This window comes from Pseudomonas sp. LBUM1668, from assembly GCF_059695715.1.
In genome coordinates this window covers 2116164-2129683 of sequence record NZ_CP166787.1, presented here as the reverse complement: position 1 = coordinate 2129683, position 13520 = coordinate 2116164, and the positions used below count along the sequence as shown (strand labels likewise).

Below are 13520 nucleotides of genomic sequence, written 5' to 3'. Positions count from 1 at the left end.
CAAAACCTGTGGGAGCTGGCTTGCCAGCGATGGGGCCGGCCCTGACTACATCAATCTCGAATCAATCACGCGTCGCGGAACAACCACGGCTGGCTCACGCGATGCTTCGCTTCAAACGTCGCAATCGCTTCGTGGTCCTGCAAGGTCAGGCCGATATCGTCCAGACCGTTGAGCAGGCAATGCTTGCGGAACGCATCGATCTCAAAGTGGTAAACCTTGCCATCCGGACGCGTCACGGTTTGCGCTTGCAGATCGACCTGCAATTGATAGCCCGGCTCAGCCTCGACCTGCTTGAACAATTCATCGACTTCAGCGTCGCTCAAGATGATCGGCAGCAAGCCGTTCTTGAAGCTGTTGTTGAAGAAGATGTCGGCGTAGCTCGGCGCGATGATGCTGCGAAAACCGTACTCTTCCAGCGCCCATGGCGCGTGTTCACGGCTGGAGCCGCAACCGAAGTTCTCGCGGGCCAACAATACGCTGGCGCCCTGATAACGCTCGGCGTTGAGCACGAAGTCCTTGTTCAACGGGCGCTTGGAGTTGTCCTGATACGGCTGGCCAACATCAAGGTAACGCCACTCATCGAACAGGTTCGGGCCGAAACCGGTGCGCTTGATCGACTTCAAGAACTGCTTCGGAATGATCTGGTCGGTGTCGACATTGGCACGATCCAGAGGCGCGACAAGACCAGTGTGCTGGGTAAATGCCTTCATCGTTACTGTGCTCCCTGAATCAATTCACGAACGTCGATGAAACGACCGTTCACCGCCGCCGCAGCAGCCATGGCCGGGCTGACGAGGTGGGTGCGGCCACCGGCGCCCTGACGGCCTTCGAAGTTACGGTTGGACGTCGAGGCGCAATGCTCGCCGGACTCCAAACGATCCGGGTTCATCGCCAGACACATCGAGCAACCGGGCTCACGCCATTCAAAACCGGCCTCAAGGAAAATCTTGTCCAGACCTTCAGACTCGGCCTGCGCCTTCACCAGACCCGAGCCCGGCACGACGATGGCTTGCTTGATGGTCGAAGCCACCTTGCGACCCTTGGCAATCACTGCGGCGGCGCGCAAATCTTCGATCCGCGAGTTGGTGCAGGAACCGATGAACACGCGATCGAGTTGAATGTCGGTGATCGCCTGATTGGCGGTCAAACCCATGTATTTCAGGGCGCGGACGATCGAGTCGCGCTTGACCAGATCCATCTCTTTAGCCGGGTCCGGCACGTTCTGATCAACGGCCAAGACCATTTCCGGCGAAGTGCCCCAGCTGACTTGCGGCTTGATCTGCGAGGCGTCGAGTTCGACCACGGTGTCGAATTTGGCGTCGGCGTCGGACACCAGGTCTTTCCAGGACTCGACCGCCATCTCCCACTCGGCGCCTTTCGGTGCGAACGGACGGCCCTTGACGTAATCGACAGTCTTTTGATCCGCCGCCACCAAACCCACGCGGGCGCCGGCTTCGATGGACATGTTGCAGATGGTCATGCGGCCTTCGACGGACAAATCGCGAATCGCGCTGCCGGCGAATTCGATGGCATGGCCGTTACCGCCGGCGGTGCCGATCTTGCCGATCACCGCGAGGACGATGTCCTTGGCGGTCACGCCGAACGGCAATTGGCCTTCGACGGACACCAGCATGTTTTTCATTTTCTTGGCGACCAGGCACTGAGTGGCCAGCACGTGCTCGACCTCGGAAGTGCCGATACCGTGAGCCAACGCGCCGAACGCGCCGTGGGTCGAGGTGTGCGAGTCACCGCAGACCACGGTCATGCCCGGCAAGGTCGCGCCCTGCTCCGGGCTGATCACGTGGACGATGCCTTGGCGGACGTCGTTCATCTTGAACTCGACGATGCCGTATTCATCACAGTTGTCATCGAGGGTCTGGACCTGCAAACGCGAGACCTGGTCGGCAATGGCTTCGATGCCACCCTTGCGCTCCGGGGTCGTCGGTACGTTGTGGTCCGGGGTCGCAATGTTGGCATCGATGCGCCAAGGCTTGCGCCCGGCCAGACGCAGACCTTCAAAGGCTTGCGGCGAAGTCACTTCGTGAATGATGTGACGATCGATGTAGATCAGCGCAGAGCCATCGTCGCGCTGCTTGACCAAATGCGAATCCCAGAGCTTGTCGTAGAGCGTTTTGCCGGCCATCAGACGGTTCCTCATCAGCTTGTTTCTATGCCCTGGGTATTTGAGAGATTCAATAACCCTTTGGCTTGTGAGGTCGATCCTATGGGGTTAGATTAAATAACTCAAATTCATATTTTTTATGCTTTGGATAACCAACTGGAATACCACCATGGATCTGGCTAACCTCAATGCTTTTATCGCCATCGCCGAGACCGGCAGTTTCTCCGGCGCCGGTGAGCGGCTGCACCTGACGCAACCGGCCATCAGCAAGCGTATCGCCGGTCTGGAGCAGCAACTCAAGGTGCGCCTGTTCGATCGACTGGGTCGCGAAGTCGGCCTGACCGAGGCCGGCCGCGCCCTGCTGCCGCGCGCTTATCAGATTCTCAATGTGCTGGACGACACCCGCCGCGCACTGACCAACCTGACCGGCGAAGTCAGCGGCCGCCTCACATTGGCCACCAGTCATCACATTGGCCTGCACCGCTTGCCGCCGCTATTAAGGGAGTTCACCCGCTGCTACCCACAGGTCGCGCTGGATATTCAGTTTCTCGATTCGGAAGTGGCCTACGAAGAAATACTCCACGGCCGCGCGGAACTGGCGGTTATCACTCTAGCCCCCGAGCCGCACACGCTGGTCAAAGCCACGCCGGTGTGGGATGACCCGCTGGATTTTGTGGTCGCCCCGGAGCATTCGCTGATCAGCAACGGCGCCGTCAGTCTGGCGGACATTGCCGGCCATCCGGCGGTTTTCCCCGGCGGCAACACATTCACACACCATATTGTCCAACGTTTGTTCGAGGCCCAAGGGCTGACGCCGAACATCGCGATGAGCACCAACTATCTGGAAACCATCAAGATGATGGTCTCCATCGGCCTGGCGTGGAGCGTACTTCCGCGCACCATGCTTGATGAACAGGTGGCAAGCATCGCATTGCCGGGCATACAGCTCAGTCGCCAGCTAGGCTATATCGTGCACACCGAACGGACGCTATCGAATGCAGCAAGAGCGTTTATGGCCTTGCTGGATGCACAAATCGATCTGCCAGGGACTCAGGGCTAACTTGTGCTAATCCTATAGTGCCGCTGTCTCTGTGCCTAAATGCCACCACCCGCTCAAGGCCTGTTAACGATGCCGAAATCTGTTGACCGAATTCCGCCGATGCCGCGCATTCAAGCGATTGACCCGCGACATTCCGAGCAGAGCTGGGAGAGCGCGCCGCAATTGCTCGCAGCGCTCAACGGCGCACGGCTCGGCGCCTGGTATTGGGACATCGAGCGCGGTCAGATCAGTTGGTCACGGGGCACGCAGGCATTGTTCGGCTTCGATCCGCGCCAGCCGCTGCCGGCAGATCTCGAATACCTGGATTTGCTGCCGCCCGAAGACCGGGCGAAAACCGTCCGTGCCTTCCACGCGGTGATTGCCGGCGCCCCGCTGGAACAGGCGATGCATCACCGCATCCGCTGGCCCGACGGCAGCCTGCATTGGCTGGAGATCAACGGCAGCCTGCTGCCAGACAAAAACGGCCGCCCCCGAATGATCGGGGTGATTCGCGAAATCACCCACCAGCGGCAACGCGAACAAGCCCTGAGCAGCTCGGAGAAACGTTTCGCCACACTGTTTCATCTGTGTCCGAACATGGTTCTGCTGACCCGCCAGGAAGACGGCCTGATCAGCGAAGCCAACCAGTATTTCGAAAGCCTGTTCGGCTGGCCGGTGCAAAGCGCGATTGGCCGCACCACTCTGGAACTGGGCCTGTGGGTGCACCCTGAGCAGCGCGGCGAACTGGTCAAGAAGACCAAGGCCAAGGGCGAATTGATCAGCATGGAAGTGCAGTTTCGCGCCAGCAACGGGCAGATCCATGACGGCATCCTCAGCGCGCAAAAGGTCGAACTTGAAGGCCAGCCTTATCTGCTGAGCACGTTCCTCGACACCACCGAGCGCAAAGCTGCGGAACACGCCTTGAAAGACAGTCAGGAACGCCTCGACCTGGCGCTGGACTCGGCGCAGCTCGGCACCTGGGACTGGCACATTCCCAGCGGCATGCTCTATGGCTCGGCGCGCGCCGCGCAATTGCACGGACTCGACCCGAAACCCTTCCATGAATCGTTCGACGAGTTTTTCGAAGGTGTGCCCGGCGAGGAGCGCGACAGCATGCGCGACGCCTATCGCAGTCTGCGCGAAGGCCCTGCGGGCAATTATCAACTGACGTATCGCGTGCAATTGCCCGACGGTAGCTCACGTTATCTGGAAAGCCGCGCCCGCCTCTATCGCGACGACAACGGCGCGCCGTTGCGCATGGCCGGCACTTTGCTCGACATCACCGATCAGGTCGAACGCGAACAACGTCTGGTGGCCTCGGAAGAGAAATTCGCCACGCTGTTCCAGGTCAGCCCCGACCCGATCTGCGTCACCCGTCAGGACAGCGGCGAGTTCATTGAAATCAACAACAGTTTCACCCAGACCTTTGGCTGGAGCGCCACCGACGTAATCGGCCGCACCGCCGAAGACATCGGCCTGTGGGACGCGTCGGCGAAAAGTCTGCAACGCATCGAACGGGTGATCCGCGAACAAGGCCTGAGCAACGTCGCGATCATCGTCCAGCACAAGGACGGCCAGTCGTTAACCTGCGTGATTTCCAGTCGGCAAATCAGCGTCGGCGATCAACCGTGCATCGTCACCACATTGCGCGATATCACTCAGCAACAACGCTCGGAAGCGGCCCTGAAAGCCAGCGAAGAGAAGTTCGCCAAGGCGTTTCACTCCAGCCCCGACGCCATCACCATCACCGAGCGCGACACCGGCCGCTATCTGGAGGTCAACGACGGCTTCTGTCGCCTCACCGGCTATCGCGCCGATGAAGTGGTGGGCAAAACCGTGCATCAGGTCGGTATCTGGGCCGAGGAAAAACAGCGTTCGGCCCTGCTCGCCGAACTGCAGATCAAGGGCCGCGTGCACCATCAGGAAATGCTCGGGCGCAACAAGCGCGGGGAAATCCTCACGGTGGAAGTCTCGGTGGAGCCGATCACCCTGAATGAAACGGCGTGCCTGCTGCTGACCGCCCGAGACGTCAGCCTGTTGAAAAACGCTGAAGCACAAATCCGTCATCTGGCTTACCACGATCCGCTGACCAACCTGCCCAACCGTGCGTTGCTGATGGATCGGCTGAGCCAGCAGATCGCCCTGCTCAAACGCCATAACCTGCGCGGCGCCTTGCTGTTTCTCGATCTCGATCACTTCAAGCACATCAATGATTCACTCGGCCATCCGGTCGGTGACACCGTGCTGAAGATCATCACGGCGCGGCTCGAAGCCAGCGTGCGCATGGAAGATACGGTGGCGCGCCTGGGCGGCGATGAATTCGTGGTGTTGCTCAGCGGCCTGGAGGGCACGCGCAATGAAGTCAGCTTGCAGGTACGCGAACTGGCCGACACCCTGCGTGAACTGCTGTCGGAGCCGATGTTCCTCGACGGCCAGCGCCTGCAAGTGACACCGAGCATTGGCGTGGCGCTGATCCCCGATCACGGCTCGACCCCGACCGACCTGCTCAAGCGTGCCGACATTGCCCTTTACCGAGCCAAGGATTCCGGGCGCAACACCACGCAGATGTATCACAACACCATGCAGAAAGCGGCCAGCGAACGCCTGCGCATGGAGACCGACTTGCGCCTGGCGCTGTCGCGCGGCGAATTCAGGGTGCATTTCCAGCCGCAAATCGACGCGCAGGACAACCGCATCATCGGCGCCGAAGCCCTGGTGCGCTGGAACCACCCGAAACTCGGCGCACAGTCACCGACCGAGTTCATCAAGGTTCTGGAAGACAGCGGTCTGATTCTGGAAGTCGGCACCTGGATACTCGATGAAGCCTGTGCGGCGTTCAAACAACTGATCGCCCTGAAACTGGTCGACCCGCTCAATTTCAGCTTGTGCGTCAACATCAGCCCGCGACAGTTTCGCCAGAACGACTTCGTCGAGCGTATCGAACACAGCATGGTCAGCCACGGCCTGCCGTGCTCGCTGCTGAAACTGGAGATCACCGAAGGCATCGTCATCCAGAACCTGGAGGACACCATCAGCAAGATGCGCCGCCTGAAAAAGCTCGGTGTGAGTTTCGCCATGGACGACTTTGGTACCGGTTATTCATCGCTGACTTACCTCAAGCGTTTGCCGGTTGATACGTTGAAAATCGACCAGTCGTTCATCCGCGATGCGACCACTGACCCGAACGACGCAGAGATCATCCGCGCCATCGTTGCCATGGCCCGCAGCCTGGAACTCGAAGTGATTGCCGAAGGCGTGGAAACCCCGGAGCAGCTTGCGTTTTTGCAGGGCTTGGGTTGCCATTTGTATCAGGGTTATCTGCACAGTCGGCCATTGCCGCTGGAGGGCTTGAAAAAGCTGCTGGCATAACGCGCTCAGCTTGCACCAGGCCAACAATTGCCAGTGTTGGCGGCAACCTGTAGGGTCGCGTTTTTTGCGCCGTTTCGAGATCAATCATGCAGGATGCAACCCTCCCCCGCCCGGCCCTGCTGGGCATCGACCTTGGCACCACCAACAGTCTTATCGCCGTCTGGCAGGACGGTCAGGCCCGGTTGATTCCCAACGCCCTCGGCGACGTGCTGACGCCGTCGGTGGTCAGCCTCGATGAAGACGACACGATTCTGGTCGGCAAAGCCGCGCGCGCCCGACTGACTACGCACCCGGAACGCAGCGCCGCTGCTTTCAAGCGTTTCATGGGCAGCGACAAGCAGATTGAACTCGGCAGTCGTCAATTCAGCCCCGAAGAATTGTCGGCACTGGTGCTCGGCTCACTCAAGCAGGACGCCGAAGCCTTTCTCGGCCACCCGGTATCCGAGGCAGTGATTTCCGTACCGGCGTATTTCAGTGACGAACAACGCAAACGCACGCTGTTTGCCGCCGAGCTGGCTGGTTTGTCCGTGACGCGCCTGATCAACGAGCCGACCGCTGCCGCCATGGCCTATGGGCTGCATGAGCAGAAGTTCGAACGCACGCTGATTTTCGATCTGGGCGGCGGCACCTTCGATGTCACGGTGCTGGAATATGCGCTGCCGCTGATCGAAGTGCATGCGTCCACCGGCGACAACTTCCTCGGCGGCGAAGACTTCACCGCCGCGCTGTTGCAGGCCTGCCTCAAGGCCTGGCAATTGACCCCGTCAATGGTCGATGCGCAAGGCATGGCCAGCCTCGGTGACGCGCTGGAGCAGCTCAAGTGCAAACTCGGTGAAGGCACGCAGCATTTGAGCTGGCGCCACGCCGACAAGACATTTGAATGGTCGCTGGATGAAGCCGCTGCGGTGAAGATCTGGGAGCCACTGCTCGGCCGTTTGCGCGCACCGATCGAACAAGCCCTGCGCGATGCCCGGCTCAAACCGCGTGATCTCGACAGCCTGGTATTGGTAGGCGGTGCCACGCGAATGCCGGCGGTGCAGCAGATGGTCGCCACGCTGTTCGGGCGCCTGCCTTATCGTCATCTGGATCCCGACACCATTGTCGCGCTCGGCGCGGCGACGCAAGCGGCGTGCAAGGCGCGCGACGGTGCGGTGGAAGAGCTGATCCTGACGGACGTCTGCCCTTACACATTGGGTATCGAGACCATGCGCGGCAAGGGGATCGAAGGCGCCTTCTCGCCCATCATCGAGCGCAACACCATCATTCCAACGTCCCGGGTGGAGCGCTATTACACGACGCATCCGCGGCAGGAAAAAATCCGCATTGCGGTGTATCAGGGCGAACGTCCATGGGTACGCGACAACATTCTTATCGACGCTTTCGATGTCACGCTGATGCCCACCGAGCACATCCAGCAACTGGATGTGCGTTTCAGCTACGACATCAATGGCTTGCTCGAAGTTGACGTCACCCTGCTGGAAACAGGTGCACGGTACAGTCACAGCATCGACCGCAGCCCCACCGGACTTGATGAACAAGCCCGACAAAACAGTCATGAGCGGCTCGCCGCGCTCAAGGTTCACCCGCGCGATGCATTACCCAACCGCACGCTGCTGGCACGCCTGGAGCGCGCATGGATGCAGAGCCTGGGGACGGAACGCGAGCGCATTGCCGAATGGCTGCACAGCTTCACCACCGTGCTCGGCGGCCAGCAATCGTCAGAGATCGCCAGCCACCGCTCACAGCTCAACAGCGCGCTGGATGAGTTGCGCCTCTAGCCAATGAGCCGGCGCAACGCTGCCTGCAACCCACCGGACAAAGGATCCTCACGGAAACTTTCCGGTGGCACGCCGTAGCGATTGGGCAGCTTCTCGCCAGGAAAACCGAACAGCACCAGCGGCAGAAACGGCAAAACCGGTGTCAGCCCCGCGAGCACCAGAAAGGTCGCGACGCCGCGGCCCATGTCGTGCAGGCGCCGCAGCATGGCGCTGAGCAACAGCAGCAGCGCCACGGCCAACACAACGAAGGCCGAAGTCATTGAGCCGCTGAACAATGCCAGCAGCGGCGTCAGCAACACGATACCGATCACTTGCCCGATAAATGCCTCACGCCCCAGCCGTGTGCCCAGACGCCAGAACGCCGTGGCGGCAACTGGACGTGTGTCGGCCTTGGCCAACAACAAGCGCTCCGACCACGACAGCAATGCGCTGAAGGCAAACCGTAAACCGAGCCCGTTCTGCGTATCGTCCTTGGCGCGTTGCAGGCGCATCAGGGTTTTCTGGCGCGGCACGCCGGCATTGCCGTAAAGCACCAGGTCCTTGAGCACGTCGAGCGCCAGGTAAAACCCATCGATGTCGTAAACGCCTTCGTCTTCCAGAGCCTCGCGTGGTGGGCGCGTTGGCTCGCCTTTGATCAGACTGTGGCGGAAACCGTCGAACCAATCCTGGGGATTGACGACTTCAGTCATTCTGTCGAGCAGGAAGCGCCGCTGTTTGGCGTCGAACAATCCGCAGTGATAGAGCACGGCCGTCAACAGCATCCGCCCAAGCAGATCGTCGTCAAATGCACTCAAATCGCTGCGCATGCATTCGAACAGGCGGTCGTTGCTCAACAGTCGCAGGCTGGCGAGCGCTTCCTGCACACCGCACATTTGTCGGGCCAGCAGCGCATGCACCGGGTCCGCCGTTTGCAGCAGGCCAAGCAAGCCCTCGCAGTTACCCTGCTCACGCAACAAGCGTTGCAATAACGGCTGCAACCGGCTGAGCGGATGGGCCGGGTTGTAAGGCAGTTGCTCCAGCAGTCGCACGTCGATCAATGGCAACCAACGCTCGGCTTGCCCCAGCAACACCAACAGAAACAGCGTTTGAGCGTGCCATTGCCACAGCGCCTCAGCCGCCCCCGGCGACGGCAACTCTACATCGCCCTGACTCAGTTGCAGCAGCAGCGCCAGCTCTGACAAATCGAGGGTGGCGCGCGCATCGTTCAGTTTGAAATCTTCGGCAATGCGCTCAAGCGCGGTGCGACTGTAAGGACGCAATCTGCGTAACCAGAGTCGGCAGAGGCTGTGCGCAAAACCTTCTTTCAGGGCTTCGGGCAGTTGTGGCAAAACCGCGTTCGCATCGGTGTAGGCACTCATCGCCAACGGGATCGGTGCTTGCGTCAACCAACGCACATGCTGCTCGGCCTGTTGCTTGAATCCGCTCAGCACCAACGCCTCAAGGGCATCCACCGAAAACGGTTCGTCGAGCATTTGCTGTAACAGCGGCACGTCACCGCGATGCAGTGCCCAGGCATGTCGATAGAGGCGCTGCAACCTTGGGTCGTCATGGTTGCCAAGCAACAGTGCCAGCAACGGCAGTTCATCGTCGGCCATGCGCCAGTCGACGAAGGCCTTGGCCAGGCCCTGAAGTTCGAGGCCGCCAATCCCCAGCCATCGCGCCAGGGTTTCCGGTCTTTGTGAAGGGCTGCCATATTGCTGACTGACATGGTCGAGCTCGCGGGACCAGCCACTGAAAACCTGCGCTCGATCAAATGCCTGAATCAGCAGAGGCAGAAAGTCAGGCTGACGTTCTGCGCACATTGCCATCAAGTGGCTTTCAGCCTTCGGATGACGATGCTCCTGCCAGAGCCGGATCCAGCACGGCCACGCCTGATCGTCCAGGCCCAGTAGAGTGCTTTGGCAGGCGAGCAGGTAGAGCCAATCGACATCCTCAGGATGTTTGCCCTGCTGCTCTTCGCAACACTGCAGCCACCCTGCACCACCCATGCCCGCCTGAGTGAACTGCGTCACTAACCGCTTGATGTACATTTCATCGTTCGGCAACGGCAGGCAGGTGTGCCGACTGGCAAAGTCGGCGAACTCATGGAGCGGACGCTGAGAGAAGATGAAATCCAGACTGCGCGCGTACCACAGGGATTCGGTCTGCGCGGCTTCTGACCAGGCGCTCATCAGATCCGTATCGAACGGATCACCCGCCTTGATCCGTTGCAGAAATGCTTCGACACGCTCTGCGTCGTCGAACGACAGATCCAGCAACTGCTGGTCCCAGGCCATGCGCTCGGCCAACAGGTTCGCGCAACGATAGGACAGCGGCCCGGCGTCAGCCAGCCGATGGTACAAGCCCCAACTGAGGTCATCGAGAGACTCGAGCGGCAGTTGATCCAGCCCTCGGATAAACGCCTGCCACGCTGCAAAGTCGAAGCGCCGTAGAGGATCGTCAAGCAACTCGCAGAAATCGACGAAGGCCTGCGGCACCTCGATGATTGTCTGTTCCGGCTCTGCGTATTCCTCGAATTCTTCTGGTTCTTCTTCATCGCCTTCGCGCGCCAGACGCAGCGCTTTTTCGTAGGCCATGCGCAGCGCCTGAAAACCTTCGGGATCGGTCTCCGGGTGATGTTCCGGCAGGCGTGTGCGGTAGGCGTTGCGAATGAGGGTTTCGTCGGTGGTGGGCTCGATGCCCAAGCGGATCCAGCAACTCATGACCAGTCGAACTCCTTGAGCGATTCGGGACGTTGCGACAGATCAAGCGCCATCTGCCAAGGCAAGTCCGCGAGGAACTGCGGGATGTTCCGGTCGAGCCCACGGGCAATCAGCAGGTTATGCGAACTCTGCCCTTGTCGATCCAGTTCAAACGCCAGCTCATCGTCACTTTTACTTAAGCAACACCAGAAGGAACGGCCGACAAGGAAGCCATTGAAGTAAGCCATCCAGCTGCCGTAATGGTATTGCGCTCTGACGGCCAGACGACCATGCAACCAATTGCTTTCTACCAGATCGATCCACTGGTTGCGCACGGCGCAACGCAAGAGAAACCCCATCCGCCCGTAGTCCCAGGACAAGATCCCACCCGGCCCGCAACTGCCAAACGTGCGACTGGCAAACTCATGCAGGATGCGCTCTCGCGATTCGAGGCGCTCAAGCAATGCCTGCCACTCACCCGGCAGACAACGCTGCCACGCCCGATAAGCCGCTTCGAGGTGCGTGGCGTGGCCGTCATCGGCCATACGCTCGATCATGTCGAACAACTGCTGCCGGTTGTCGATGCCCCAGCTGTCTTTAAGATCGATGTAGTTGTCGTCGCAGAAAGCCGGATCGTCGTACCCGGCTCCAGGATTGAGCGCCGCCATCGGTGCAGACAGGGCACACAGCCAACGCTGTTGAATCTCATCCATGAAAAAGGCTCCAGGCCGACCGAGTGAGTAATAGGAGGTCGGCAAAACTGCGGCGGATTGTAGAGAAACCGCCGCCGGGCGGCAAAGCCGGTTTTCAGCGCACACAAAAAAGGCCCCGACGTATCGGGGCCTTCGTTCAGCGGCTCAACGCTTGTTCAGACGCTTGTGTGTCTGCGCGTGAATCAGTGCTGCAGAACCGGTTTTTGCGTCCCGTTGATCGGGATGCGTTTGGCCTTCGCTTCTTCCGGGATCACCCGCAACAGGTCGATGCTCAGCAGACCGTTGCTCAGATCGGCAGCCTTGATCTCGATGTGATCGGCCAGACGGAAGGACAGCTTGAAAGCACGCTGGGCAATGCCCTGATGCAGGAACGTCACGCCTTCGTTGGCATCACGCTTGCCACCACTGATGGTCAACACGCCCTTCTCGACTTGCAGCTCCAGGTCTTCTTCCTGGAAACCGGCCGCGGCTACGACGATGCGGTATTGATCGTCACCGTGTTTTTCCACGTTGTAGGGTGGATAGCTGCTGCCGGGCTCGTTGCGCAGGGCCGTTTCGAACAGGTCGTTGAAGCGGTCGAAACCCACCGAGGAACGGAACAGTGGCGCGAGGGAAAATGCAGTACTCATGGTTCAAATCTCCTGAAAACAATCAGCAAGGTTTTTTATCTCCGCGACCCGAATTCGGCATCGCGTAACCCTTAGATAGGGACCGCTGATTTGATTTCAAGAGAGTATTTGCAGATTTTTTTCAGGCCACTTCGGCGACCGGCAGACCGAGTAAACGCGAGACGTGATCCGGTTCCGTCTCACGGCGCAGCACGGTAAACAGCTCGGTCGCTTCAGGGTAATTGCGCGTCAACATGGCCAGCCACTGCTTCAAACGGCCCGGCGATTGACGCGCGGTCATCTGCGCTTTGGCTTGCAGCCAGAAATCCTGGATCAGAGGCAGCAGCTCGGCCCAGGTCATCTCGACCACTTCCTCACCGGCGCGTGCAGCGGCGATTTGCCTGGCCAGATCCGGCCTCGAAACCAGGCCGCGACCAAGCATGATGTCTTCCACGCCGCTGATTTCGCGGCAACGACGCCAGTCCTCGACGCTCCAGATATCACCGTTGGCGAACACCGGCACCTTGACCACTTCCTGCACGCGCGGGATCCATTCCCAGTGCGCAGGGGGTTTGTAACCGTCCATTTTGGTCCGGGCGTGAACCACGATGTGCTCGGCACCGCCTTCGGCCAGCGCCGTGGCACAGACCAGCGAGCCATCCGGGCTGTCGAAGCCCAGACGCATCTTGGCCGTGACGGGAATGTGCGCAGGTACGGCGCGACGCACGTGCTCGACGATCTGATTGAGCAACTCGGGCTCTTTAAGCAGCACCGCACCGCCACGGGATTTATTGACTGTTTTGGCCGGGCAGCCGAAGTTGAGGTCGATCACTTCGGAGCCGAGTTCGCAAGCCAACGCAGCGTTTTCCGCCAGACACACCGGGTCAGAACCCAACAGCTGAACACGCAACGGCACACCGGACGCGGTGCGGGCACCGTTGAGCAGTTCCGGGCCGAACTTGTGAAAGTAGGCTGGGGTGAGCAACTGGTCATTGACGCGAATAAATTCGGTCACGCACCAGTCGATGCCGCCAACACGGGTCAGCACGTCGCGAAGGATGTCGTCGACCAACCCCTCCATGGGCGCCAGAGCAATTTGCATGGGGAAAACACTACTTGAGGAAAAACGTGCGGCAGTTTACTGGATTGCGCAGGTTAAACCCACGACCACCTGTAGGAGCTGCCGAAGGCTGCGATCTTTTGATCTTGT

9 protein-coding genes are annotated in these 13520 nt (G+C 59.9%); 3 read left to right on the top strand and 6 right to left on the bottom strand.

The window, feature by feature from the left end; genetic code table 11:
- Window positions 1-65 precede the first annotated feature (65 nt).
- Both leuD and leuC read right to left on the bottom strand, forming a co-directional pair.
- Window positions 66-710 (bottom strand): 3-isopropylmalate dehydratase small subunit, encoded by a 645-nt coding sequence (leuD, locus tag ACA061_RS09395; protein WP_150594686.1) that lies wholly within the window; start codon window positions 708-710, stop codon window positions 66-68.
- Window positions 711-712: 2 nt separating this feature from the next.
- Window positions 713-2143: a 3-isopropylmalate dehydratase large subunit gene (gene leuC, locus ACA061_RS09390; RefSeq protein WP_150601433.1), complete on the bottom strand. Its 1431-nt coding sequence runs from the start codon at window positions 2141-2143 to the stop codon at window positions 713-715.
- A 148-nt stretch (window positions 2144-2291) separates the two neighbouring features.
- On the opposite strand from leuC, the gene ACA061_RS09385 reads away from it, so the two are divergent.
- The 3 genes from ACA061_RS09385 (at window position 2292) to ACA061_RS09375 (ending at window position 8308) form a co-directional block, all read left to right on the top strand.
- Window positions 2292-3182: a LysR family transcriptional regulator gene (locus ACA061_RS09385; protein ID WP_047300450.1), complete on the top strand. Its 891-nt coding sequence runs from the start codon at window positions 2292-2294 to the stop codon at window positions 3180-3182.
- Window positions 3183-3251: 69 nt separating this feature from the next.
- The gene (locus ACA061_RS09380; RefSeq protein ID WP_150601432.1) at window positions 3252-6530 is read left to right on the top strand and encodes a sensor domain-containing protein; all 3279 of its coding nucleotides are present in this window, start codon (window positions 3252-3254) and stop codon (window positions 6528-6530) included.
- Between the two features lie 86 nt (window positions 6531-6616).
- Complete coding sequence (locus ACA061_RS09375) at window positions 6617-8308, top strand: molecular chaperone HscC (RefSeq protein WP_150616667.1); 1692 nt, start codon at window positions 6617-6619, stop codon at window positions 8306-8308.
- Here the strand turns inward: ACA061_RS09375 and ACA061_RS09370 are convergent.
- From ACA061_RS09370 to ACA061_RS09355, 4 genes are all read right to left on the bottom strand, one after another.
- Complete coding sequence (locus ACA061_RS09370) at window positions 8305-11010, bottom strand: DUF805 domain-containing protein (RefSeq protein ID WP_497301246.1); 2706 nt, start codon at window positions 11008-11010, stop codon at window positions 8305-8307. The genes ACA061_RS09375 and ACA061_RS09370 overlap by 4 nt on opposite strands.
- Window positions 11007-11702 (bottom strand): DUF1266 domain-containing protein, encoded by a 696-nt coding sequence (locus ACA061_RS09365; protein ID WP_497301245.1) that lies wholly within the window; start codon window positions 11700-11702, stop codon window positions 11007-11009. The genes ACA061_RS09370 and ACA061_RS09365 overlap by 4 nt, the downstream gene beginning before the upstream one ends.
- Before the next feature lie 182 nt (window positions 11703-11884).
- Window positions 11885-12331 carry an Hsp20 family protein gene (locus ACA061_RS09360; RefSeq protein WP_210701604.1) on the bottom strand — a complete coding sequence of 149 codons (447 nt, stop codon included), beginning with the start codon at window positions 12329-12331 and terminating at the stop codon, window positions 11885-11887.
- A 121-nt stretch (window positions 12332-12452) separates the two neighbouring features.
- Window positions 12453-13412, bottom strand: a complete 960-nt coding sequence (locus ACA061_RS09355; protein WP_210555591.1) for a tRNA dihydrouridine synthase — start codon at window positions 13410-13412, stop codon at window positions 12453-12455.
- Between the last annotated feature and the right edge of the window lie 108 nt (window positions 13413-13520).

Excerpts from the sequence above, each read along its gene's own strand:
- ACA061_RS09375 (WP_150616667.1), top strand. The coding sequence starts at position 6,617 with ATGCAGGATGCAACCCTCCCCCGCCCGGCCCTGCTGGGCATCGACCTT.
- ACA061_RS09355 (WP_210555591.1), bottom strand. The coding sequence starts at position 13,412 with ATGCAAATTGCTCTGGCGCCCATGGAGGGGTTGGTCGACGACATCCTT.
- ACA061_RS09365 (WP_497301245.1), bottom strand. The coding sequence starts at position 11,702 with ATGGATGAGATTCAACAGCGTTGGCTGTGTGCCCTGTCTGCACCGATG.
- ACA061_RS09380 (WP_150601432.1), top strand. The coding sequence starts at position 3,252 with ATGCCGAAATCTGTTGACCGAATTCCGCCGATGCCGCGCATTCAAGCG.
- ACA061_RS09360 (WP_210701604.1), bottom strand. The coding sequence starts at position 12,331 with ATGAGTACTGCATTTTCCCTCGCGCCACTGTTCCGTTCCTCGGTGGGT.
- ACA061_RS09370 (WP_497301246.1), bottom strand. The coding sequence starts at position 11,010 with ATGAGTTGCTGGATCCGCTTGGGCATCGAGCCCACCACCGACGAAACC.
- leuC (WP_150601433.1), bottom strand. The coding sequence starts at position 2,143 with ATGGCCGGCAAAACGCTCTACGACAAGCTCTGGGATTCGCATTTGGTC.
- ACA061_RS09385 (WP_047300450.1), top strand. The coding sequence starts at position 2,292 with ATGGATCTGGCTAACCTCAATGCTTTTATCGCCATCGCCGAGACCGGC.
- leuD (WP_150594686.1), bottom strand. The coding sequence starts at position 710 with ATGAAGGCATTTACCCAGCACACTGGTCTTGTCGCGCCTCTGGATCGT.